The organism is Ruegeria sp. D4 (assembly GCF_056534475.1).
The window spans coordinates 113620-135045 of sequence record NZ_JBQFPJ010000013.1 but is presented as its reverse complement, the minus strand read 5'-3'; the positions used below and the strand labels follow the sequence as shown (position 1 = coordinate 135045).

Here is a 21426-nt window from a genome sequence, read left to right as displayed (position 1 = left end):
TGACTTACAGTCAACACTTGTTAACCTACTCACAAATAAAGAAAGTTTCCCTTGGATCATTCATCCCGTTCTGTGCGGATTATGCACCTGAGCTGGGAACAAAGCAAGAAAACCGCAAAAACGGGTCAAGGTCAGCAATGCTGACCTAAAAGATGCAACGCGTTAAATGGAAAGCCTGCTTACGCAGGCTTACTTTAGTGAAGTGCTATGCGAACTCGTTTATGTTCATTCCGTCTCTGACAAAGTCGATCTGTTGCATTTGCATAACAAACGAACCTGAAGCCAACCCATCAGTTAGTATGATGTGCTCTTTGGGTTTCAATCCAAGCAACGAGTTCCTACGGAAGGCGTAAATCATCTCCATCGTCATATCACCAAGGTTATCGATGAACGCCTTGTTCGCTAAGAAAACATTCCACACGTCGCCATCATAAGGCTCAAAGCCAACGGACTTGACTGTACCCGTGCCCGTTGATGTTAGAAGCTTGTCTCCCGGCTTTAAAACGTAAGCTTGTACCAATGAGTAGTAGTTTCTCATTAACGAGTGCCATTTAGAAACCTTTACTTTGTACTTCGCTCTATCAGTTTCGACTTCCACCACGACGACGGGGAATTCTTTTTCTGGGCCTGCTATCAAAGCAACCGGATATACCGTCGAACCTTCGATACATAAGTTCGTCTCCAGCCTTGTCCGCAGTAAATGGCTGAATATCTTCAATTGGCTTTTCATGCCCGTCTTTCAGAAGGACTCTTGTACCTTCAACGACGCAGGCAGCTCGACCGCGAGTGTCCCTTTGAATTCTAATGGTTGAACCGTCAAAAGTCGCACTCTCGGATTCAATTTGATCTGTCACTGAATTATCTCCTCTCAAGAACAAAATACGTGCGTGCCTAATCAACACTAAATGAGCCAACCAATTACCTGAGCCACCGAAAATACCCTGACCCTTGATCATATTGGCTGAGTTTCCGTTTTCTGCACAGCCGGTGCAAACAGCAGGCATCCAGAACACAAAAAACTGACTGATTAATGATCGAGCGGGTCAACCTGTTTCAAGCTGTCAAACAGATACCGCATGCCAGCACCATCACCATAGCCACCCTCAACAGCATCTCTGTTGGCGCGGCCTGTCAGGTAACGACGATGCGCATCAGATATATTGGCGTTGTCGCAGGCGTCCTGAAAGCGATGACGGAAGCTGTGAAAGACCGCCTTGGGGTCCTTGATGCCTAGCTTGGAACGCAACAGGTATGAGAACCGCTTGCCGTAGTCGGCGCTGACGCGCCCACGAGTGTCCGGCGTCATTTCTTCCAGCTTCTTAGCGTATCGCCCAAATTGGTTGAATGCGAAAGCGTCAGCCGGTCGGGCTTCGACCACGCCACGCAATCCGGCTGCGATCAATGCGGGATGGACAGGCACCCAACGACAGATGCCGCATTTTTGGTTTTTTGGTCTTCGCCTTCATCGGTGATCTTCATTGACCAAACGCCACCGATTTCCTCGAAGTCTTTTGTCCGAAGCTGGCAGGCCTCTTGAATCCTCAACCCGTGGTAGGCAGCAATCCATGGTGCCCAGCGGTCCACGGTCGTGCTACCATATTGGTCCGCATTCGATCCTTTGACGAATTCCAATATCTTGCCAACTTCCTCACCCGTGAAGGCGCGGCGGGCCTTTTCGGCGCTGTGCTTCACCTTGGGCTTAACCAGCTTCATGCCCACCCAAGGGTCGGCTTCGACGAAGCGACGCCCAACAGCGTGAGACATGAGACCCTTGAGCATGTCGAAGTATTTCTTCTGAGTGGCATAACCGATGGTGTCCGCCCCGGTCTTCTTGGCATCTGCAACTAGCTGCTGAATTGTCATTTCGCGACGCTTGCCGCTCTGGACCTTGGGAAGACCTTTGAGTGCGTCGGTAAACTCCCGCAGGTGAGCGCCGGTAATGTCCTGCAATCCAATCTCGCCATGCAGTTCAGTGAACCGCCTGACGTATGTACGCCCGTTTTCTGCGGTATGTGCATCAACGGACGGTGCCCAATCTTCGACCAGATCGCGCAAGCTGAACACGTCGCCGACAAGATCAACGTCTTGACCAATCTGGCGCAACACCCTACCCCGCGCATTTGTCTGGGCGCGTATCGCCGCTGACGCGGCGTGGTTTTCTGCTTGCTGTAACTTTAGCTCTTCTGGGTCAGCCAACTCGTCAATCAGCACCTTAGTGGGCGCGCCTCTTGGCCCGACCTCAACGTCGAATGCGCCCGCGTCAGCGGGCTTACCGGCCTCTAAGAAAGCCAGTGCTTTCTTGCTTCGCTCGAACTCATCCAAAAGCCCGGACAATCCACCGGCCTTGTCCAGCAGCGCTCTTTGATCTGGCGGCAAGTGTCGGGCCAATGCCCGCCAACCCTCTTCGGCCTTAGCCTGTTCAAGCTGCGCATCCATGATTGCACGAATGCGCCGCGCCTCCTTTGCGGCAGCAACCGGGTCCGTCGATCTGGTGGATTTTTGGTAAACATCTTTTCCAGCCCAATGCGCCCTAATCGACTCGGGTATCGCGATTTTCACATGATACCGCCCACGCAACTGAATAGTGTCAGCAACCTTTTTCATCCACCAATCCCTAAATCGTCACATTATCTAATGTGACGACCAATGTGACGCTTTGCAAGGCTAAGGCCCTATTTTCACGAAGTTCTTTATTTTTATGGGTGAATTACTGGTGCGGTCGAGAAGCATCTAGGACCATCGAACTAGCGCCACGAACCCCTTATTTTTATGGGCGAAATGCCCCAGGGCAGCCTTCAGGTTTCCCCAAATGTGTGCTGCCCTAAGGGCTATTGTGTGCTGTCGCGCCTGTCAAGCGGCCATAGTTTTCCTTTGAGATTGATGTGAGGTTAAGCGCAATTTCCAATTTCGGGAAAAACAAAGAAAACTCAGTTCACAAAAACTGCCGTTCCTGAAACTGTCTGCTCGTCGTAAGGGTAAGCAACGTTGTCGATCATGACAAAACCGCCAGTCTGAGCGCCAGTCGCACCAATCACTACACCGTTGGCACCAACCTTGGCCGCCTGTTTCTTAAGCTCGGTCACCGCGTAATCAATAGATTGTTGATCAGTCCACCCATTTCCGCTGCTCGCTCGGACAAGCCCAATAACTTCATAGGAAGATTGTGGGGGCTGTGAGTACAACTTAACTTGCTCAGGATTGATGGCGGGTCGTTGCTGGCCCGTTACAACAGTGGTGCCCTCAGCACAGGCAGCAACGATGGCTACAGACAAGATGGCAGCGGCAAATTTTGCGAGTTTCATATTCATTCACTTTCGATAAACGGAGTAGGCAATAAAACCCGAGATGCCTACAGACGAAAGAGGCGAATAGGGCCGCCATCACGGCCATAAGAAGGGAACAGTGGCTCCTCACCCTTGCGCCCCTCTACACGCGCCCTGAGGGATTCCCTGAGGCTGTCTGAAGCTATGGGAACATACCTGTCACTATTGCTGTTTTTGATGCCATTGATTTCGTTGGGGGTGATCAAAATGGATGGCGTTTCCCCGGTCAGGTCCACGTCGCTCACTCGCAGACCGCAGGCTTCACCCAGCCGCATCCCGGTACCTTTCAGCACCTGCCACATATCAGGAAGGTCTTTGCTCCTGCCACCCTCTAGGGTCGTCTGTACGGCGTCGACAACACTGTCTGGTAGCGGGACGTTCTTATCCAGTGAGCTAACCTGCTCCTTAGGCCACGCTAGACGTTCGAAGGGGTCGCGCCCCGCTGGTATCTCTAGCTCCCTGACTGCATGGCGATAAGCGGCGGCTACAATAATCATCTCACGCTGACACGACTTTAGTGCCAGTGGTTTCCCGTTTGCCTTCTTTAGTCCTAGTAGATGGTCCTTGAACGCGCGAGCCGTCAGCCGGTCGATACTCTCGATAGTCACCTCGTCTAGAGGCTTCCTTAGCGCGTCGCTTAGTCGACCAAAGGTGCGGTCAATCCTGACCATCTTCTTCCTGTCATCAGCAAGCCCATTGTCTTTCGCATAAATGTCCCGCATGTCGACCAGCGTTGGCTTTGGAGGTTCCTGATCAGGGTTAAGGACAGCAGCAACAACTTCGGGGGCCTCACCACGGGCAGCCAGACTGTGACCTACTACCCCACGGGTCCAGCTATCGTCGGGGTCCAACCCTTGAACACCCTCTATGTATTGCTCTGCTAGGCGCTGGGCATCGATGAACTTCTGAGTGGCCGACCTGTTATCAACCTCAGGGTGCCGCCTAAGGGTATCCTCAACAATCGCGTCAAAATTCCTCAGGTGAAACTGGTACTCACGCTGAAAGGCGGCTCCATTACGTGCCTTAATGTGCTTCTGGTAGGCGTCCTCACCAAGAATTTCGCGCACCCTCTTTGGCCACCTTCTACGGAAACGCCACTGAGTGTCACTGATTTGGTCTACGTATTTGATAGTCAATTTGAAGGCCATTGTGTGCTGTCCATGTGTGCTGTTTGCGTTATGCGACACACTCGGAAAATGCTGAATGCCCTTGTTTATAAGGCCAAAAACTAACTGATCAAGCTAGTTCTGGTGCGGTCGAGAAGACTCGAACTTCCACGGGAGTTACCCCACAGCGACCTCAACGCTGCGCGTCTACCAATTCCGCCACGACCGCACTGCCAGTGACTTGGTAGAGGGCGTATAGACGCTGATGAAGACGTTGTGAAGAGGCAAAAGACACCTGTTTGAAATCCCCTGCCCTCTGCTTATCTAATCAACCAAACCGACTACAGGATTCCCGCGCAGGAGCTCTCGATGACAACATCCGATCCCCGTCCCGTTGTTCAGATCGACATCATTTCGGATGTGGTATGCCCATGGTGTATTGTGGGATTTCGTCAGCTTGATCTTGCTTTGCAACAAACAGGTGTGCTTGCCCGTCTTCGGTGGCATCCGTTTGAGCTGAACCCCGCCATGCCGCCGGAAGGTCAGAACCTGAGAGAGCATATTGTCGAAAAATACGGCTCGACACGTGAACAAAGCCAGCAGGTACGCGAACGGCTGACAGCGCTGGGGGCTGAGCTTGGGTTTACCTTCAACTTCAACGATGACAGCCGGATCGTGAATACATTTGCCGCACACCAATTGCTGGATTGGGCAGAACATGAGGGGCGTCAGCATCCGCTGAAACTGGCTTTGTTTGATGCCTATTTCACGCAACAGCAGGATGTCTCGGACATTGATGTATTGATGCAGGTAGTGCGAGCGGCAGGTTTGAACCCTGACGCGGCACGGGACGCACTGGCTGGCGGCACCCACGCGGCTGCCGTGCGAGAAAAGCAGCAATTCTGGACAAGCCGGGGTATTTCAGGTGTTCCGGCTATGGTGTTTGGGGGCAAGTACATGCTGACCGGCGCTCAGGGTCAGGACACGTATGCTCAGGTATTGCAGCGATGCCTGTCCGAAGCCGCCTGACCCCTTTTCCCTGACCCCAGTGCAGGATAAGAGGCCGGTATGGAATGGAAGATCACCGAAGGGCTGACCGAATACGAAGACGCCGTGGCCTTCATGGAGGCGCGCGTGGCCGCGATCGCCTCGGGCGACGCGCAGGAGTGTATCTGGTTGCTGGAACATCCCCCGCTTTACACGGCGGGGACATCCGCGCGTATTGAGGATCTGACCGATCCGGAACGGTTTCCTGTTTACCAAAGCAAACGCGGCGGCGAATACACCTATCACGGACCAGGCCAGCGTGTGGCCTATGTCATGCTGGATCTCAACAAGCGTGGCCGGGATGTGCGCAGGTTTGTGAAACAGCTGGAAAACTGGGTGATTTCAGCACTTGCCGAGTTCAACGTCCGCGGAGAGATCCGCGACGGTCGTGTCGGCGTCTGGGTGCGGCGGGATGACAAGCCGCTTATCGTTACGGGCCAGCCTGCCGAAGACAAAATTGCGGCCATTGGGCTACGCCTGCGGAAATGGGTCAGTTTTCATGGAATTTCGATCAATGTCGAACCTGATCTTGATCATTTTACGGGCATCGTACCGTGCGGCATCACCGAATATGGGGTGACATCCCTTGTCGATCTGGGGCTGCCGGTGACACTGGCGGATGTGGATTCTGCCCTCCAGAGAACCTTTGACGACGCTTTTTCCGCGGGTGATTCCTGACCGATCGGCCGGTGGCAAGGCGCCTATTGCCCAACATGCAGTAACAATCACCGACTCCTCTGGCATCTGTTTCCCGGTCAGTGGGTTCATTAACTATTATTACCCACATTTCCGGTGATATTTATGCAAAGTTTAATTCTGGCCGATACAAAGAAGACGTTAACGAGTAGTATGAGTTCACCGTTCTAAAGTGAGTGGTATGTTAACCGGTGATCACGGGCTTGCCCGGAGAATCCGAATATGTGTTTGGTTACGAGTCTGCCGTTCCGACCCCAAATCGGAACGGCAATTCTCATTAAACGCATGTTTCACTGATGTCCAAAGCGGGAAGATGCGGGACAGCATTGGTCAGTTCGCTCCAACTCCAGCGTTGCGTGCGTAATCCCAAATCGGTTTTTCAGGCTCTGCCTGATCCTTGATCTGACGGCCCCGGCGTCGGACCAGGACGCCTCGTCTACAATGACATGTGCGGTCAGCGCCGGTTCGCGCTCCTGCATGCTCCAGATATGCACGTGGTGTACGGCGGTTACGCCTTCGACTTCTTCGATGGCCGTGGCAACCTGTTCCGGCTCCAGATCGGGGGGCGCCCCCAGCATGAGAACCCGGATCGTTTCACCGATCTCACCTTTGACATGCCAAAGGATGTAGACCGAGATCATGATCGTGACTGCGGGATCGACCCATGTCCAATCAAACACAATGACCGATGTTCCGGCGATAATCACGGCAACAGACCCCAGCACGTCTGCCACGTTGTGCAGGAAGGCCGCCCGGATATTCATACTCTCCTTGGCCATTGAGTAGGTCAGTGCCGCAGTGATGAGGTCGACGACCAAAGCAATCCCGGCAATCCAGACGACAATCCAGCCATTGACCGGTTCCGGCTGGATGAACCGCGTGACACCTTCGTACATCAAGTAGACGGACAGCACGATCAACGTTGTGTAGTTGATCAGCGCTGCCACGACCTCGGCCCGGCCATACCCGAAACTCATGCGCGGGTCGGCGGGTCGCCGTGCGATCTTGCGGGCGAAAAAGGCGATGACCAGCGCTGCGGCATCCGACAGGTTGTGCAGCGCATCGGCGATCAGCGCGAGCGAGCCGGACAGAATGCCGCCGACAATCTGCGCCAGTGTAAGGAACAAATTGACGGCGATTGCCCAGGCGACACGGGCATCTCCGGCCTTTGGGTCGATGTGATGATGGTGGCTGTGACCAGAGTGCGAGTGCTGATGTGCCATGTAAAGAGCGCCTGTTGTTTCGGTTCTTAAAGCAATGTAATTCCTCTAGTAACTAGAGGTTCAAGTGGCAGGCCAATAAAATGTACTCAATCGGTGATTTGTCCCGTCATACTGGGGTCAAGGTTCCCACCATCCGATTTTACGAAGAAAAAGGGCTGTTGCCCAAACCTGCGCGCACAGCCGGGAACCAGCGGCGGTATGATGCGGCTGCGCTGCGGCGCTTGCAGTTCATCCGCCACACGCGCGATCTTGGGCTGCCCCTTGCCGAAGTCGAAGCTCTACTGACCCTGGAAGGCGCGCAAGGGGATGACCTGAACCGCGCGCATGACATCGCCGAGCGTCAACTGGCTGACATCCGCGACCGGATCGCACGTCTGGCCCGGCTGGAAAAAGAACTGGCCCGCATCACCAAAGCATGTGACGGGCATCATGATCATGTCTGTGCCGTTCTGCATGCATTCGGGGATCATGACACCTGCGATGGGGCGCATTAGAGTCAGGTCAGAGATGCGCGAATTTTCTCGGCATGTTGGGCGATGAGGTCGAAATCACCCATATTTCCCGGCGGGCGCATCGAAACGCCCTCGTGCCGAGGCAGGACATGGAAATGCAGGTGGAAAACCTCCTGTCCGCCTGCGGCTTCGTTGAACTGCTGAATAGTGACGCCGTCCGCGTCAAAGGCCGCCTTTACCGCCCTCGCCATTTTCTGCACGGTCGCCATTGCAGCAGCCAGTTGCTCGGGTGAGGCATCCAGAACGTTTCGGCACGGTGTTTTGGGTATGACCAGAAGATGACCGTCCGAGCGTGGCATAATATCCATGAAGGCAAGCGTGTCATCGTCTTCGTAAACACGGGTCGCTGGGATTTCACCACGCAGGATCTTGGCGAAGATGTTGTCATTGTCGTAGCCCGTCATGGCATTTCTCCCGATTTGGTACTGCTACCCGTTCTGCGATCCAACTTGCCAGGGGTCAAGCACGGAAACGGGAACCGGGCGCACCTCTTGAAAACCGTACTGCAATAGCCAAATAGCAGGCACCACCGGGTCAAAAATGTCGTGGAAGCCTCCTGCCCGCGACAATTAATCTTGATCCAGATCAAACTCGACCATTGAAGGTCGTCCCCTCGCAATCTAAAACCAGCAGGAATCCCGCGCGTTGGAGAGGTCCGACTGCGCGGTAGTGTTGTAACAGGAGGCACCTAAATGGCAGACGCAGCCATTCATGGTCACGAGCATGAAGACAATCGCGGTTTCTTTACCCGCTGGTTCATGTCGACCAACCACAAGGACATCGGGATTCTCTACCTGATCGTTTCGGCCCTGGCCGGTCTGATCTCGGTTCTGATGACCGTCTACATGCGGCTTGAACTGATGCACCCCGGTGTTCAGTACATGTGCCTGGAAGGCTTCATGGCCGACCCGTGCACACCCAACGGACACCTATGGAACGTGATGATCACCTATCACGGTGTTCTGATGATGTTCTTCGTGGTCATCCCCGCCCTGTTTGGCGGATTTGGCAACTATTTCATGCCGTTGCAGATCGGTGCACCGGACATGGCCTTCCCGCGGATGAACAACCTGTCCTTCTGGCTGTACGTCGCGGGTACCTCGCTCGGTGTGGCTTCGCTTCTGGCTCCGGGCGGCAACGATCAGGCCGGTTCGGGCGTGGGCTGGGTTCTGTATCCGCCGCTGTCGACGACCGAGGGCGGCATGTCCATGGACCTTGCGATCTTCGCCGTGCACGTATCGGGCGCCTCCTCGATCCTCGGCGCGATCAACATGATCACCACCTTCCTGAACATGCGCGCCCCGGGCATGACCCTGTTCAAGGTGCCGCTGTTCAGCTGGTCGATATTCGTCACTGCATGGCTGATTCTGCTGTCGCTGCCGGTTCTGGCAGGCGCGATCACCATGTTGTTGATGGACCGCAACTTTGGCTTCACCTTCTTTGATCCGGCCGGTGGCGGTGACCCGATCCTGTATCAGCACATCCTGTGGTTCTTTGGACACCCGGAAGTGTACATCGTGATCCTGCCTGGTTTTGGCATCATCAGTCATGTCATTGCGACCTTCTCGCGCAAACCGATCTTCGGCTACCTGCCGATGGTTTGGGCGATCATCGCGATTGGTGTTCTGGGTTTCGTCGTTTGGGCGCACCACATGTACACCGTTGGCATGTCGCTGCGTCAGCAGGCCTACTTCATGCTTGCCACGATGGTCATCGCGGTTCCGACAGGCGTTAAGGTCTTCTCGTGGATTGCGACGATGTGGGGCGGTTCCATCGAGTTCAAGACACCGATGCTGTTCGCCTTCGGCTTTCTGTTCCTGTTCACCGTCGGCGGTGTGACCGGCGTTGTATTGTCACAGGCGGGTGTGGACCGTGCCTATCACGACACCTACTACGTTGTGGCGCACTTCCACTATGTGATGTCGCTGGGTGCCGTGTTCGCGATCTTTGCCGGTGTCTACTTCTACTTCAGCAAGATGACGGGCCGTCAGTACTCCGAGTTCTGGGGTAAGGTTCACTTCTGGATGTTCTTCATTGGCGCCAACCTGACCTTCTTCCCGCAGCACTTCCTGGGCCGTCAAGGCATGCCGCGCCGCTACATCGACTACCCCGAGGCATTTGCCCAGTGGAACTTCGTATCGTCGATTGGCGCGTTCATCTCGTTCGCCTCGTTCCTGCTGTTCTTCGGCATTGTCATCTACGCCCTGCTACGTGGCGCGAAAGAGACACGTCCGAACCCGTGGAACGAATACGCGGATACGCTGGAATGGACCCTGCCGACGCCGCCGCCCGAGCACACGTTCGAGCAGCTGCCCAAGCAGGAAGTCTGGGACAAGGGCCACGCCCACTAATCCCTGAAAGCACGACTTAGAAGCCCCGCCAATTTCGGCGGGGCTTTTCTTTTGAAACCTTCGGACATTTCGGGAATATCGCCAGAAGGCCAAAAATCGGCTATTCTGTTTGCGGTTGGTCATCCGGCAATCCGGAGGTACGCAATGCCCGAGATTGATTTCTGGTTCTCAATAGGTAGCACATACAGTTTTCTGACGGTGATGCGTCTGGATGAATGGTGTGCAGAACATGATGCGACAGTACATTGGAAACCGTTCAACGTGCGAACCATCATGTCCGAACAACAAAACATTCCATTTGCCGGAAAACCCACAAAGTCAGCCTACATGTGGCGGGATATCGGACGGCGCGCGGCAAAGTACCGGCTTCATGCCAAGCTGCCTGCCCCTTACCCGATTTCCGATCTTGCCCTTGCCAATCAGGTCGCCCTTCTGGGCATGCGCGAGGGCTGGGGCAAGGACTTTACCCAGAACCTCTATCGCATCTGGTTTGAAGATGGCGTCGAAGCAGGCAGCGAAACTGCCCTGTCCGAGGCCCTGTTCAGATGTCAGCAGGATCCGCGCCTTGCACTGTCCCGCGCGCGCAGTCCGGAAATCTCGGAGGCGCTGGTATCCGAGACCAAGAACGCCACCCAGCTGGGCGTATTTGGCGCCCCGAGCCTCGTCGTGCGCGGTGAGGTGTTTTGGGGCGATGACCGGCTGGATGATGCATTGTCGTGGGCGCGTGTCGGCCACGTGATCTGATCTTTTGGCCATCGACTCCGGGTGTCGATGCGCTATTTTTTCACCATGCCTTATCAATGGACGCAGACATCAGACACAGAGCAGGAATTGCGCCTTTGGCCGCATAATTCGCTGCCGCCCCGATGGGCGATGCGGTTCATCCTGTTGGTGTTTGCCTTCGGGCTTATCCCGATGCTGGCGGTGTTGGGGTCGGTGCTGCTGTGGGGGCTGCTTCCTTTCATGCTACTCAGCGTTCTGGGCCTGTGGCTGGCCATTCAGACAAACTACCGCGCCCGCAGCGTCTTTGAGGTTCTGACGCTGAGCGGCAGCCAGGCCCGGCTGGTGCACCACCACCCCCGAACCGGTCGTCAGGAATGGACGTGCAACCGATATTGGGCTCGGCCTGAAATGCACCAACGCGGCGGGCCTGTTCCACATTACGTCACCCTGACCGGCGACGGCCGCCAGGTTGAAATCGGTTCATTTCTGTCCGAGGAAGAGCGCATCGCGCTTTATGACGATCTGATACAAAAACTGCGCGAACCTGTCGCGCAGCAATTGGTGCAGTAAATGTCGAAGTGACAGGTCAGCTGTTGCTGGCCGCGCAAAGCTGATCCTTGACCATCGGTCCGACCTTGCCGAAATCCAACTGGCCGGTATAGCGGGTTTTGAGTTCGCCCATCACCTTGCCCATATCACGGATCGAACCGGCACCTGTCGCGGTGATCGCGGTCAGAATGGCCTGGTTCACTTCGTCATCATCCAGCTGCTTTGGAAGAAATTCCTCGATCACATCAACTTCGCGCAGCTCGCGTTCTGCCAGATCCAAGCGCCCGCCCTCTTCATAGGCGCGTGCGCTTTCCTTGCGCTGCTTGGTCATTTTACCAAGGATTTCAAGTACCTCGGCATCACCGCAACCTTTTGCTTCTTCGTTGTCCGAACCCCGTGTTGCGATGTCGCGGTCCTTGATCGCCGCGTTGATCAGCCGCAGCGTCGATAGACGTTCGGCCTCCTTGTCTTTCATTGCTTGCTTCAGGGCTGCATTCACCCTTGATCGCATATCCATCTGCTCAATCCATCCCCAAGATGAAGGAACCCCGACCATATCGAAACAAAAAGCGCGACACAACCGGGGTCTAATATATCTAAGTCATTGATATTAAATGATTGCCCAAAAATTGAACAGACTTGACCCAGCGGCCCAACCCCCTTAGGAATGCGCCGATTTACCCTGCAGGAGAGTCGCGCCATGGCCCAGAACGCCCCGTCCAAGCCCACCGCATGTCTGGCTTTGGCCGACGGAACATTGTTCTACGGCACAGGCTTTGGCGCCACCGGCCAGACCGAAGCCGAGCTGTGTTTTAACACCGCCATGACCGGTTATCAGGAAATCATGACCGACCCCTCATATGCGGGACAGATCGTGACCTTCACATTCCCTCATATTGGGAATGTCGGTGTGAACCCCGAGGATGACGAGACCGGCGATCCGGTTGCGGCAGGAATGGTGGTCAAATGGGACCCGACCGAGCCTTCGAACTGGCGTGCCGCAGACGAGCTTAAGACCTGGCTGACGCAACGCGGGCGAATTGCGATTGGCGGCATTGACACCCGGCGACTGACCCGTGCCATTCGGCAGCAAGGTGCGCCTCATGTGGCGCTGGCCCACGATCCGGACGGTAATTTCGATATCGAGGCTCTGGTCGCCGCAGCCCGTGGGTTTGCCGGTCTGGAGGGCATGGACCTGGCCAAGGATGTGACCTGCGCGCAAAGCTATCGCTGGGACGAAATGCGCTGGGCCTGGCCCGACGGTTACTCACGCCAGACAGCCCCCGTGCACAAAGTCGTGGCGCTGGACTATGGCGCCAAGCGAAACATCCTGCGCTGTCTGGCTTCGGCCGGATGTGACGTGACCGTTCTGCCCGCGACGGCAACCGCTGCCGAGGTTCTTGCACACGATCCGGATGGCGTCTTCTTGTCCAACGGTCCGGGCGATCCCGCCGCCACCGGCGAATATGCTGTTCCCATGATCAAAGAAGTGCTCGAGACCACGGACCTGCCCATCTTTGGCATTTGTCTGGGCCATCAGATGTTGGCGCTGGCGCTTGGCGGTCAAACCGTCAAGATGAACCACGGTCATCATGGCGCAAACCACCCGGTCAAGGACATGGAAACCGGCAAGGTCGAAATCACCTCGATGAACCACGGTTTCGCCGTTGACGCTCAATCCCTGCCCGATGGCGTCATTGAAACCCACCGGTCGCTGTTTGACGGCTCGAACTGCGGTATTCGCATGACGGACCGCCCGGTCTATTCAGTGCAGCATCACCCCGAAGCATCGCCGGGGCCGCAGGACAGTTTCTACCTGTTCGAACGCTTTGCGGATGCAATGGCCGCGCGAAAAGAAAAGGCTTAGCCGCCTGCCTTTGCCGGATTAACCGGCCATTAACTATGTTGAAGCAACCCTGACGTGCGTAATCGCGTCAGGGTTTATTAATGGTCGAACTGAACTTACAGCAACTTGCTCCGGCAGAACCGGTACCGGCACTGGGGCTGCGCAAACCTCTCGGCCTCTATTTGATGGAACGCGGCCTGATCACCCGCGCGCAACTGGATCACGCATTGCTGCTCCAATCACGACAGCAGGCCCCCTTGGGCGAGATATTGGTGAGCGAGGGCTGCGTCAGCCGGCAGGATGTCTTGCTGGCCTTGTCCAAACAAACAGGCCTGCAAATCGCGGATCTGGAAGAAACGCCGCCATCCCCTGATCTGGTCGATCTGAAACCTGCGTCCTTCTGGCTTAAGAACCATGTCATACCGTGGGTCAGACTGGGTCCGATCCTTCTGGTTGCCACTGCCCGGCCAGACCATTTCGATGCCATTGCAGCAGAATTTGAGGCAAGCCGATATACAGTGATTCCCGTTCTGGCGGCACCAGATCAGATTGGCACGGCGATATCCCGACTATTCTCACGAGATCTGGCCCGGGCGGCCGAAACCCGTGTGGACCCGCTGCACAGTTGCCGCACCTGGACAGCCCGGGCACGCACCGGACCAGTCGCAGGCGCAATCGCCCTGTTGGCGACAATGATCGCAATCCCAACGATCGGTTGGTCCGTTCTGGTGTTTGCGGCGGTCTGCACGTTGTTCCTGTTCTGGGTCCTGAGATTGTCCGGGTTGCTGGCCTTCTTGACGTCAAAGACAGCTCGGACATCGGAACAGGAAGGACCCAGGGTGTCACGCACTCGCCAGCCCTATGTGTCGATCATGGTGCCTTTATACAAAGAAACCGAGATTGCCGACGCGCTGATCCAACGACTGCGGCGGCTGACATACCCCAAAGCACTGTTGGACGTTATTCTGGTGCTCGAAGAAGACGACGCCGTTACCCGCGAAACACTGTCACACGTTGATCTGCCCAGTTGGATGCGCACCGTGGAAGTCCCGGAATTGAACGGCTTGACCACCAAACCCCGCGCGATGAACTACGCCCTAGATTTCTGCCGCGGCGATTTGATCGGGGTTTGGGATGCCGAGGATGCGCCGCAACCGGATCAGATCGAACGCGTGGTGGATCACTTTCAACATGCGCCGCCCGATGTCGTATGTCTGCAGGGCGTGCTGGATTACTACAACCCGCGCACCAGTTGGAGATCACGCTGCTTTACAATCGAATACAACAGCTGGTTCAGGGTAATCCTGCCCGGTATTGCCCGATTGGGCCTTGTGGTCCCGCTGGGCGGCACCACCTTCTTTTTTCGCCGGGACAAACTGGAGGAGTTGGGCGCCTGGGACGCGCACAATGTCACCGAAGACGCCGATCTGGGTGTCCGGTTGTACCGCGCCGGGTATCGGACCGAGATGGTGGACACAACAACCTTTGAAGAGGCGAACTTTCGGACCTGGCCCTGGGTCAAACAACGCTCGCGCTGGCTCAAGGGTTTCATGGTGACCTATCTGGTCCACATGCGCACACCGGTTGGTTTGTTGCGGGATCTGGGATTGCTTCGCTTTTTGGGCGTTCAGGCGTTTTTTCTGGGAACTTTGGGGCAATTCCTTCTTGCCCCTGTCCTTTGGGTGTTCTGGCTGTTGGCGATGGGTATATCCGTACCGCTGCCGCAGGGGCTGACGCAAGAAGGTGTCACAGCCCTTTTCAGCCTGTTTCTTGCAGCCGAACTGACCAACGTCATGGTCGGGCTTGTCGCCGTCGCAGCAAGGGAAAGGCGTTTCCTGCTGCCTTGGGTGCCGACGATGATCCTGTATTACCCGTTGGGCGTTCTGGCGGCCTACAAAGCGCTATGGGAGCTGATCTGGAACCCATTTTTTTGGGACAAGACCCAACACGGACAAGCGGCCGAGGAACAGCTGCCCTCCTGAGTTCAGGACTCGCGCCGGACCGCATCCTGTTTGAGGCGGGTCATGAACGCGATCGAGATGTGTTCCCGCAACGCCTGACTTGCAGCATCTTCATCACGTGCCGCGATCGCTTCGACAATTCCCTTGTGTTCATTCTGGGCGATTTCACCCCGGCCCTGCACGGCAAGCGATGTCGTGGCCATTAGGGCCATCGTGCGATGCACCAGATCCAGTTGCTGAACCAGATATCGGTTGTGCGACGCCAAATGAATCTGTTCGTGAAACCGACGGTTGGCACGCGACAGGGCCGTCGGATCATCGACCAGTTCGTCATCTGCCAGAACCATGTCCTGAAGAACTTTAATTTCCTCTTCCGTTGCGTGTTTGGCGGCTAGACGGGCTGCCAACGCCTCGAGTTCGCGGCGCACGACGTACAATTCAGCCATCTGGTTGTGATCCAACGATGCCACGATAAGTGATCGCCCGTCCCTTTCCAGCAGGGATTGTGTTTCCAGTCGCTGCAACGCTTCGCGAATCGGGGTGCGCGATACGCCAAAACGTTCCGCCAGTTCGCTTTCGACAAGCCGATCGCCGGGCTTGTACACGCCAACATCAATGGCTTCGAGAATCAGGCTGTAGGCATCTTTGTTGGGTTGGCGGGTCTGGCTCATTTTGTCTTTCGTCTCCTCGTTCGGTCATGTCTATCCGCCACTTGGCCTTCCAATCAAGTGAAGCATTGAAATCCGCAGCACCGGACCCTAAACCATAACCATGGTCAAACCTGCATTTGCTCATGTCACCCAGTGGGTGTTCGATCTCGACAATACGCTGTATCCGCCCCATATGCGCCTGTTCGATCAGATCGAGGTGCTGATGACGGATTATGTCGTGCGCACTCTGGGTGTGGACCAGGCCGAGGCGGATCGTTTGCGGTCAGAATACTGGCGCCGGTACGGCACTACGCTGGCCGGGTTGATGGCCGAGCACGACCTGGACCCTGATCCATATCTGCATGCGGTCCATCAGGTGGACATGAGTCATATGGATCCGGACGCGGAACTGGCCGCCCATATCCGCTCTCTACCCGGTCGCCGCATCGTCTATACCAATGGCAGTGCGCCCTATGCGGAACGCGTTCTGGCGGCACGCGGTCTGAGCGGGTTGTTTGATGCGGTCTATGGCGTCGAACACGCCGGATACCGCCCAAAACCGGAAAAAGCCGCGTTCGAGGCGATTTTCGCGCGAGACGGCATTCGCGCCGAACAGGCCGCGATGTTCGAGGACGACCCGCGCAATCTGGCAGCCCCGCACGAGATGGGAATGCGCACGGTCCATGTGGCACCTGAACCGCACACTGCGGAGCATATCCACCACCATACAGACGATCTGACCCAGTTTCTCGGACGCCTGGTCTGACAGGGCAACCTGCGACGATCTGCTCATTCTGCACCTGCATCATCGTTCCTATATCCGCCTTAGCGACGAACAGAACGGAGATCTCCAATGAGCGCGATCGAAATGTCCCCGCGCCTTCCTGTGTGGCAGCGCCTGTTGTTTGCCATTCCCTTGTTTGGATGGATGGCCCGCGATGTGAAAGACGGCGCGCCCGAGGATCTGGGCTATACCGCCGCCGCCATCGTCAGCATGTGGGGATGTTCCATCCTTCTGTTCGGTCTTCCCGGCCTGTATCTGCCCGCACTTGCGATGGTGCCGGTGATGTTCCTGATCCTGTTGCTGATTTCGCGGGGTTAGGAACCGGGACAGGATGTCACTTGGCGCCCGGGCCGCAACACCACTAGGGTCTGCGGACAACGGAGAATTTCGCGATGACTGACAGTTGTGACATCCTGATATCAGGTGGCGGTATCGCCGGTCTGACCGCCGCCGCTGCCTTTGGGGCAGCCGGATTTGAAGTAATCTGCGTCGACCCTGCCCCGCCCGTGACCGAGCGCAACATTGAAGGGTCAGATCTTCGAACAACGGCGTTTCTGCAACCCGCCCGGGTTTTGCTGGAACAATGCGGGCTGTGGCAACGTCTGGATGCGCACGCCGCCCCTTTGCAGATCATGCGCATCGTGGATGCCGGCGGTGACGTGCCTGAACCGCGTGTCGTTCGCGACTTTGATGCCTCGGACATTTCCGACCAGCCTTTCGCCTGGAACCTTCCCAACTGGCTGCTGCGCCGGGAAATGGTGGCGCGGCTGGCCGAGTTGCCCAATTTGGATTTCAGGCCCGGAACCGGCACCACCAGTCTGTTTACCCGCACCGCCGAAGCCCGCGTCGGGCTTAGTGACGGCGCCCGGGTTCGCTGCCGACTTGTGATCGCGGCAGACGGGCGCAATTCACCCATGCGCGAAGCTGCTGGTATCGGCGTCCGGACAACACGCTATGGTCAGAAAGCGCTGGCTTTTGCGGTCACGCACCCAATCCCGCACGAAAACGTATCAACCGAAATCCACCGGTCCGGCGGGCCATTCACTTTGGTTCCATTGCCCGACTGGCAGGGTCAGCCGTCCTCTGCGATTGTCTGGATGGAACGTGGTCCTCGTGCGGTCGAGCTCATGAAGCTCGACGCCCCGGATTTCGAGGCAGCCATGACCCGTCGATCCTGCGAACTCTTCGGACCGCTCAAGTTAGCGTCGCGTCGCACGATCTGGCCGATCATCAGTCAATCGGCCGAGCATCTGTCCGGTGAAAGACTCGCCCTGATGGCCGAGGCCGCACATGTGGTTCCGCCGATCGGGGCGCAAGGTCTGAACATGTCGCTGGGGGATCTGCGGTGCCTGCTGGATCTGGCGCAGGCGCGACCGGACGGGCTGGGTGATGCCCAGATGCTGGCGGCCTACCACAAAGCGCGCCACACCGAGATCGAATTGCGTGTCAAAGGAATCGACCTGCTGAACCGCGCCTCCATGATCGAAGCGCGCCCATTGCGTGACGCCCGCGCAATGAGCCTGAATGCCCTTTATTCACTGGCGCCGGTGCGCAAAACGCTTATGCAGATGGGCCTCGGCATGCGCTGAGGCCCGGTCTCCGGCTCAAATCACCTGATCCAGAACCCGTTTCAGACGTTGGATGGTACCGTCCACGTCATACAGCTTGTCCAGCCCAAACAGACCAAGGCGGAACGTGCTGAACCCTTCAGGTTCGTCGCATTGCAGCGGCACGCCCGCCGCGATCTGCATACCCAGCGCTGCGAATTTCTTGCCGTTCTGAACATCGGGATCCGATGTATAACTGACGACAACACCGGGCGCGCCAAATCCGTCGGCGGCCACCGAGACAATTCCCTTGTCCTTCAGAATCGCCCGCACACCATTCCCCAGCGCCCATTGCGCATCACGCAGCTTTTCGAAACCATAATCACGGGTTTCAATCATTGTTTCACGAAACGCACGAAGCGCATCCGTTGGCATCGTGGCGTGATAGGCGTGACCGCCATTTTCGTAAGCCTGCATTATCTGGCGCCACTTTTTCAGATCGATAGCAAAACTGTCCGACGTCGTTTGCTCAAGTCGCGCTTCGGCCTGTTCGGACAACATGACCAAACCGGCGCATGGCGACGCGCTCCATCCCTTCTGTGGCGCGGAAATCAGAACATCAACACCGGTTGCCTTCATGTCGATCCAGGCGCACCCCGAAGCGATGCAGTCCAATACCATCAGCGCGCCGACTTCGTGCGCGGCTGCAGCCATGGCCGCCACATAGTCGTCAGGCAGAATCACACCTGCAGCGGTTTCCACATGCGGCGCGAACACGACATTCGGACGTTGTTCACGAATGGTCGTCACGACCTCGTCAATCGGGGCCGGTGCAAAGGGCGACGGGCTGGTATTTCCGGTCTGGCGCGCTTTCATCACAGTGGCCGAGGCCGTCAATCCACCGGTTTCGATGATCTGGCTCCAGCGGTACGAAAACCAACCATTGCGAACCACCAGAACATTGGCGTTCTGTGCAAACTGGCGGGCAACGGCCTCCATAGCATAGGTTCCGCCCCCAGGGATCACCGCGACACCGTCAGCGTTATAGACCTGTTTCAACATATCCGAGATATCGCGCATCACCTGCTGAAAGGATGCCGACATGTGGTTTAGGGATCGGTCCGTAAATACCACCGAGAATTCTTCGAGACCGTTTGGGTCAACACTGTCCAGCAACGCGGGCATGATTGTTCCTTTCCTGAGAGGTTCCTGAAGTTCTGAACCTTTTGGCGAATTTCGTAAAGCACCTTACGCACGTCACATGTTGACGCAACGGAACCTTTCTCTTCAGATTGTTTTTTGCGTCTCGCACGGCCCGATCAAGGCACAAATGACGCCAATTAGGGTCACCCCTACTTTACACTTTGACGTGTTTCTGACCAGATACATACACTTTGTACAAGAAAGGTAATTTCGCAGGTGACAGGGCAAAAACGGATAAGTTTTCAGGTAGTTCGCGACGAAGTCAAAAGAAGGATCGAAGCCCGTATCTGGCCGCAGGGATCTTTGCTGCCGACCGAGACGCAGCTGGCCGAAGAGTTCAATTGCGCCCGCGCGACCGTAAACCGGGCCCTTCGGGAACTGGCCGAACAAGGCTATGTCGAAAGAAAGCGGAAAAGCGGGACACGGGTCAAAAAAGAACCCAGCAAACATGCCAAGCTGGAAATTTCGCTAGCGCGCCAGACAGTGGAAAACCAGAATGCCACCTATCGGTATGCTCTGGTCGAACGAAGCGTCGTGCCCAGCCCTGGCTGGCTGGCATCGCAACTGAGTGTTTCGCCGGAAGCGCGTGTCCTTCATATCATCTGCATGCACTACGCGGACAACCGCCCCTTTCAGTTAGAAGAACGCTGGATCAATATCGAGGCCGTTCCGGATGTGGAACACGCCGATCTGAACCAAAACGGGCCGCATGAATGGTTGCTGAAGACCGCACCCTTTACCGAAGCCGAAATCGCGTTCTGTGCCGTTTCCGCTGACGGGCGACTGGCCGAATTCATGGGGACCACGACCGGTACCTCAATGATTCAGCTTGAGCGTACAACCTGGAAAGACGGAGAGCCGATGGCGTTTGCCCGCATGACGCATCACCCGGGTTTCTGCATCCGCTCAAAATACTGACCTATCCGATCGGGCCCGGAAGACGCTCTTCACTCAGCAGCACGTTGGCCTCGACGTCACCGGCCCCAGGCAATGTCATGATGCGCCGCCGCAGGACGCGTTCAAAGTCCGACAGATCCCGCGCGACGACCCGAAGTCGGTAGTCATAAAGACCCAGCACATGCTCGACCGTCTGAACCTCGGGAATGGCGCTTACGGCACGTTCGAAATCCTCAAGGCTGACCTGCCCTTTGCGCGCCAGTTTCACACCCAGAAACACCGTCACCCCAAACCCCAAGGCCTCAGCGTTCAACCGTAGCCGGCGCCCCTTGATGATACCTTCCTCCTCAAGCCTGCGGATACGCCGCCAGGTTGCCGGTTGCGAAAGGCCAAACCGTCGCCCCAGCGCGCCCGCGCTTTGCGCCGCGTCTTGCGCCAACGCACGCAATATCTTGCGGTCGGTTTCGTCCAGTTCCGTCATACCGGCAGCACCTCGTCCCGTTTCACCCGGGCAATATGCATCAGCGCTTCGATGTCAGCGATGTGCGGCAACGTCAGAATGCGGTCACGATATACTTGCTGGTAGTGGGACATATCCCGCGCCAAAACGGACAAGCGCACGTCGACCCGCCCAAGGAAGGTCTGAATCTCGATCACTTCGGCCACTTTGCGCGCAGCTGCGGTGAACTCGTCAAAGGCACGTGGCTGTGTCTTGTCCAGCGTAATCCGCAGCGAAACCTCAACCGCATACCCAAGCGCGACCCAGTCGATCACGGCCTCCTGCCCCTGAATGATTCCTGCGGCCTGCATCTTTTCAATCCGCCGCCAGCACACCCCTGCACTGATCCTGCACCGCTCGGCGAGTTCGGCTGTGGTCAGGCTCGGATCGGCCTGGAAATGACGCAGGATGCGACGGTCAGTATCGTCAAGCATGATTTTTTCACAATATAGATGTTTTGCGAATTATTCTTCATCTTTTTTTCAAATACTCAACCCCATTACTATCGC

The 21426-nt window shown here is 56.4% G+C and carries 24 protein-coding genes and 1 tRNA gene; 12 read left to right on the top strand and 13 right to left on the bottom strand.

Features of this window, described 5'->3' with window-relative positions:
* Window positions 1-205: 205 nt before the first annotated feature.
* From ACR0MI_RS17060 to ACR0MI_RS17035, 6 genes are all read right to left on the bottom strand, one after another.
* Window positions 206-730, bottom strand: coding sequence for a hypothetical protein (locus tag ACR0MI_RS17060; RefSeq protein ID WP_170616399.1), 525 nt, complete (start codon window positions 728-730; stop codon window positions 206-208).
* 297 nt (window positions 731-1027) lie between these two features.
* Window positions 1028-1306, bottom strand: a complete 279-nt coding sequence (locus ACR0MI_RS17055; protein WP_480854971.1) for a site-specific integrase — start codon at window positions 1304-1306, stop codon at window positions 1028-1030.
* 92 nt (window positions 1307-1398) lie between these two features.
* Window positions 1399-2604, bottom strand: a complete 1206-nt coding sequence (locus ACR0MI_RS17050) for a hypothetical protein (protein ID WP_480854969.1) — start codon at window positions 2602-2604, stop codon at window positions 1399-1401.
* A 323-nt stretch (window positions 2605-2927) separates the two neighbouring features.
* Window positions 2928-3308 carry a hypothetical protein gene (locus ACR0MI_RS17045; protein WP_480854967.1) on the bottom strand — a complete coding sequence of 127 codons (381 nt, stop codon included), beginning with the start codon at window positions 3306-3308 and terminating at the stop codon, window positions 2928-2930.
* A gap of 41 nt (window positions 3309-3349) precedes the next feature.
* Entirely contained in the window at window positions 3350-4471 is a 1122-nt protein-coding gene (locus ACR0MI_RS17040) for a tyrosine-type recombinase/integrase (RefSeq protein WP_170817274.1), read from the bottom strand.
* A gap of 100 nt (window positions 4472-4571) precedes the next feature.
* Window positions 4572-4658 (bottom strand) — tRNA-Leu (locus ACR0MI_RS17035).
* Between the two features lie 140 nt (window positions 4659-4798).
* Between ACR0MI_RS17035 and ACR0MI_RS17030 the strand changes: the two genes are divergently transcribed.
* Together ACR0MI_RS17030 and lipB are read left to right on the top strand one after the other, a co-directional pair.
* Window positions 4799-5458, top strand: coding sequence for a DsbA family oxidoreductase (locus tag ACR0MI_RS17030; protein ID WP_170616403.1), 660 nt, complete (start codon window positions 4799-4801; stop codon window positions 5456-5458).
* 39 nt (window positions 5459-5497) lie between these two features.
* Complete coding sequence (gene lipB / locus ACR0MI_RS17025; RefSeq protein ID WP_170616405.1) at window positions 5498-6154, top strand: lipoyl(octanoyl) transferase LipB; 657 nt, start codon at window positions 5498-5500, stop codon at window positions 6152-6154.
* A gap of 308 nt (window positions 6155-6462) precedes the next feature.
* Here lipB and ACR0MI_RS17020 read toward each other — a convergent pair whose 3' ends face one another.
* On the bottom strand, window positions 6463-7395 hold the full coding sequence (locus ACR0MI_RS17020) for a cation diffusion facilitator family transporter (protein ID WP_170616407.1): 933 nt from the start codon (window positions 7393-7395) through the stop codon (window positions 6463-6465).
* Window positions 7396-7475: 80 nt separating this feature from the next.
* On the opposite strand from ACR0MI_RS17020, the gene ACR0MI_RS17015 reads away from it, so the two are divergent.
* Window positions 7476-7889: a MerR family transcriptional regulator gene (locus ACR0MI_RS17015; protein ID WP_170616409.1), complete on the top strand. Its 414-nt coding sequence runs from the start codon at window positions 7476-7478 to the stop codon at window positions 7887-7889.
* 2 nt (window positions 7890-7891) lie between these two features.
* On the opposite strand, the gene ACR0MI_RS17010 is transcribed toward ACR0MI_RS17015, so the two are convergent.
* Window positions 7892-8311, bottom strand: coding sequence for an HIT family protein (locus ACR0MI_RS17010; RefSeq protein WP_170616411.1), 420 nt, complete (start codon window positions 8309-8311; stop codon window positions 7892-7894).
* A gap of 288 nt (window positions 8312-8599) precedes the next feature.
* Between ACR0MI_RS17010 and ctaD the strand changes: the two genes are divergently transcribed.
* The 3 genes from ctaD to ACR0MI_RS16995 all read left to right on the top strand — a co-directional run bounded on the left by ctaD (window position 8600) and on the right by ACR0MI_RS16995 (window position 11551).
* Window positions 8600-10258 (top strand): cytochrome c oxidase subunit I, encoded by a 1659-nt coding sequence (gene ctaD, locus ACR0MI_RS17005; protein WP_170616413.1) that lies wholly within the window; start codon window positions 8600-8602, stop codon window positions 10256-10258.
* A gap of 144 nt (window positions 10259-10402) precedes the next feature.
* Window positions 10403-11002, top strand: coding sequence for a 2-hydroxychromene-2-carboxylate isomerase (locus ACR0MI_RS17000; RefSeq protein WP_170616415.1), 600 nt, complete (start codon window positions 10403-10405; stop codon window positions 11000-11002).
* A 45-nt stretch (window positions 11003-11047) separates the two neighbouring features.
* Window positions 11048-11551, top strand: coding sequence for a DUF2244 domain-containing protein (locus tag ACR0MI_RS16995; RefSeq protein ID WP_170616673.1), 504 nt, complete (start codon window positions 11048-11050; stop codon window positions 11549-11551).
* Window positions 11552-11567: 16 nt separating this feature from the next.
* On the opposite strand, the gene ACR0MI_RS16990 is transcribed toward ACR0MI_RS16995, so the two are convergent.
* Window positions 11568-12047, bottom strand: coding sequence for a GatB/YqeY domain-containing protein (locus ACR0MI_RS16990; protein ID WP_480854960.1), 480 nt, complete (start codon window positions 12045-12047; stop codon window positions 11568-11570).
* 183 nt (window positions 12048-12230) lie between these two features.
* Here ACR0MI_RS16990 and carA point away from each other — a divergent pair, with 183 nt between their 5' ends.
* Window positions 12231-13397, top strand: coding sequence for a glutamine-hydrolyzing carbamoyl-phosphate synthase small subunit (gene carA, locus ACR0MI_RS16985; RefSeq protein WP_170616419.1), 1167 nt, complete (start codon window positions 12231-12233; stop codon window positions 13395-13397).
* An 80-nt stretch (window positions 13398-13477) separates the two neighbouring features.
* Window positions 13478-15358, top strand: coding sequence for a glycosyltransferase (locus ACR0MI_RS16980; RefSeq protein WP_170619757.1), 1881 nt, complete (start codon window positions 13478-13480; stop codon window positions 15356-15358).
* 2 nt (window positions 15359-15360) lie between these two features.
* Here ACR0MI_RS16980 and ACR0MI_RS16975 read toward each other — a convergent pair whose 3' ends face one another.
* Complete coding sequence (locus ACR0MI_RS16975) at window positions 15361-16008, bottom strand: GntR family transcriptional regulator (protein ID WP_170616423.1); 648 nt, start codon at window positions 16006-16008, stop codon at window positions 15361-15363.
* Window positions 16009-16108: 100 nt separating this feature from the next.
* Here ACR0MI_RS16975 and ACR0MI_RS16970 point away from each other — a divergent pair, with 100 nt between their 5' ends.
* The 3 genes from ACR0MI_RS16970 to ACR0MI_RS16960 all read left to right on the top strand — a co-directional run bounded on the left by ACR0MI_RS16970 (window position 16109) and on the right by ACR0MI_RS16960 (window position 18360).
* Window positions 16109-16753 (top strand): pyrimidine 5'-nucleotidase, encoded by a 645-nt coding sequence (locus tag ACR0MI_RS16970; protein WP_170616425.1) that lies wholly within the window; start codon window positions 16109-16111, stop codon window positions 16751-16753.
* Between the two features lie 87 nt (window positions 16754-16840).
* Window positions 16841-17089, top strand: coding sequence for a hypothetical protein (locus ACR0MI_RS16965; RefSeq protein WP_170616427.1), 249 nt, complete (start codon window positions 16841-16843; stop codon window positions 17087-17089).
* Window positions 17090-17163: 74 nt separating this feature from the next.
* Window positions 17164-18360 carry a UbiH/UbiF family hydroxylase gene (locus tag ACR0MI_RS16960; RefSeq protein WP_170817275.1) on the top strand — a complete coding sequence of 399 codons (1197 nt, stop codon included), beginning with the start codon at window positions 17164-17166 and terminating at the stop codon, window positions 18358-18360.
* A gap of 15 nt (window positions 18361-18375) precedes the next feature.
* Here the strand turns inward: ACR0MI_RS16960 and ACR0MI_RS16955 are convergent, their stop codons facing one another.
* Window positions 18376-19503: an aminotransferase class V-fold PLP-dependent enzyme gene (locus tag ACR0MI_RS16955; protein ID WP_170616431.1), complete on the bottom strand. Its 1128-nt coding sequence runs from the start codon at window positions 19501-19503 to the stop codon at window positions 18376-18378.
* A gap of 234 nt (window positions 19504-19737) precedes the next feature.
* On the opposite strand from ACR0MI_RS16955, the gene ACR0MI_RS16950 reads away from it, so the two are divergent.
* Window positions 19738-20439, top strand: coding sequence for a GntR family transcriptional regulator (locus ACR0MI_RS16950; protein ID WP_170616433.1), 702 nt, complete (start codon window positions 19738-19740; stop codon window positions 20437-20439).
* 1 nt (window position 20440) lies between these two features.
* Here the strand turns inward: ACR0MI_RS16950 and ACR0MI_RS16945 are convergent, their stop codons facing one another.
* Window positions 20441-20899, bottom strand: coding sequence for an Lrp/AsnC family transcriptional regulator (locus ACR0MI_RS16945; protein WP_170616435.1), 459 nt, complete (start codon window positions 20897-20899; stop codon window positions 20441-20443).
* The gene (locus tag ACR0MI_RS16940) at window positions 20896-21351 is read right to left on the bottom strand and encodes an Lrp/AsnC family transcriptional regulator (RefSeq protein WP_170616437.1); all 456 of its coding nucleotides are present in this window, start codon (window positions 21349-21351) and stop codon (window positions 20896-20898) included. Before ACR0MI_RS16940 ends, ACR0MI_RS16945 begins: the two co-directional genes overlap by 4 nt.
* Between the last annotated feature and the right edge of the window lie 75 nt (window positions 21352-21426).

What these genes read in the sequence shown, in the direction of transcription:
- ACR0MI_RS17020 (WP_170616407.1), bottom strand. Translation starts at nt 7,395, where the DNA reads ATGGCACATCAGCACTCGCACTCTGGTCACAGCCACCATCATCACATC.
- ACR0MI_RS16990 (WP_480854960.1), bottom strand. Translation starts at nt 12,047, where the DNA reads ATGGATATGCGATCAAGGGTGAATGCAGCCCTGAAGCAAGCAATGAAA.
- ACR0MI_RS17000 (WP_170616415.1), top strand. Translation starts at nt 10,403, where the DNA reads ATGCCCGAGATTGATTTCTGGTTCTCAATAGGTAGCACATACAGTTTT.
- ACR0MI_RS17015 (WP_170616409.1), top strand. Translation starts at nt 7,476, where the DNA reads ATGTACTCAATCGGTGATTTGTCCCGTCATACTGGGGTCAAGGTTCCC.
- ACR0MI_RS16970 (WP_170616425.1), top strand. Translation starts at nt 16,109, where the DNA reads ATGGTCAAACCTGCATTTGCTCATGTCACCCAGTGGGTGTTCGATCTC.
- ACR0MI_RS16980 (WP_170619757.1), top strand. Translation starts at nt 13,478, where the DNA reads ATGGTCGAACTGAACTTACAGCAACTTGCTCCGGCAGAACCGGTACCG.
- ACR0MI_RS17030 (WP_170616403.1), top strand. Translation starts at nt 4,799, where the DNA reads ATGACAACATCCGATCCCCGTCCCGTTGTTCAGATCGACATCATTTCG.
- ACR0MI_RS17055 (WP_480854971.1), bottom strand. Translation starts at nt 1,306, where the DNA reads ATGACGCCGGACACTCGTGGGCGCGTCAGCGCCGACTACGGCAAGCGG.
- ACR0MI_RS16940 (WP_170616437.1), bottom strand. Translation starts at nt 21,351, where the DNA reads ATGCTTGACGATACTGACCGTCGCATCCTGCGTCATTTCCAGGCCGAT.
- ACR0MI_RS17045 (WP_480854967.1), bottom strand. Translation starts at nt 3,308, where the DNA reads ATGAATATGAAACTCGCAAAATTTGCCGCTGCCATCTTGTCTGTAGCC.
- ACR0MI_RS16955 (WP_170616431.1), bottom strand. Translation starts at nt 19,503, where the DNA reads ATGCCCGCGTTGCTGGACAGTGTTGACCCAAACGGTCTCGAAGAATTC.
- ACR0MI_RS17040 (WP_170817274.1), bottom strand. Translation starts at nt 4,471, where the DNA reads ATGGCCTTCAAATTGACTATCAAATACGTAGACCAAATCAGTGACACT.
- lipB (WP_170616405.1), top strand. Translation starts at nt 5,498, where the DNA reads ATGGAATGGAAGATCACCGAAGGGCTGACCGAATACGAAGACGCCGTG.
- ACR0MI_RS16965 (WP_170616427.1), top strand. Translation starts at nt 16,841, where the DNA reads ATGAGCGCGATCGAAATGTCCCCGCGCCTTCCTGTGTGGCAGCGCCTG.
- carA (WP_170616419.1), top strand. Translation starts at nt 12,231, where the DNA reads ATGGCCCAGAACGCCCCGTCCAAGCCCACCGCATGTCTGGCTTTGGCC.
- ACR0MI_RS17010 (WP_170616411.1), bottom strand. Translation starts at nt 8,311, where the DNA reads ATGACGGGCTACGACAATGACAACATCTTCGCCAAGATCCTGCGTGGT.
- ACR0MI_RS17050 (WP_480854969.1), bottom strand. Translation starts at nt 2,604, where the DNA reads ATGAAAAAGGTTGCTGACACTATTCAGTTGCGTGGGCGGTATCATGTG.
- ACR0MI_RS16995 (WP_170616673.1), top strand. Translation starts at nt 11,048, where the DNA reads ATGCCTTATCAATGGACGCAGACATCAGACACAGAGCAGGAATTGCGC.
- ACR0MI_RS16960 (WP_170817275.1), top strand. Translation starts at nt 17,164, where the DNA reads ATGACTGACAGTTGTGACATCCTGATATCAGGTGGCGGTATCGCCGGT.
- ACR0MI_RS16975 (WP_170616423.1), bottom strand. Translation starts at nt 16,008, where the DNA reads ATGAGCCAGACCCGCCAACCCAACAAAGATGCCTACAGCCTGATTCTC.
- ACR0MI_RS17060 (WP_170616399.1), bottom strand. Translation starts at nt 730, where the DNA reads ATGAAAAGCCAATTGAAGATATTCAGCCATTTACTGCGGACAAGGCTG.
- ctaD (WP_170616413.1), top strand. Translation starts at nt 8,600, where the DNA reads ATGGCAGACGCAGCCATTCATGGTCACGAGCATGAAGACAATCGCGGT.
- ACR0MI_RS16945 (WP_170616435.1), bottom strand. Translation starts at nt 20,899, where the DNA reads ATGACGGAACTGGACGAAACCGACCGCAAGATATTGCGTGCGTTGGCG.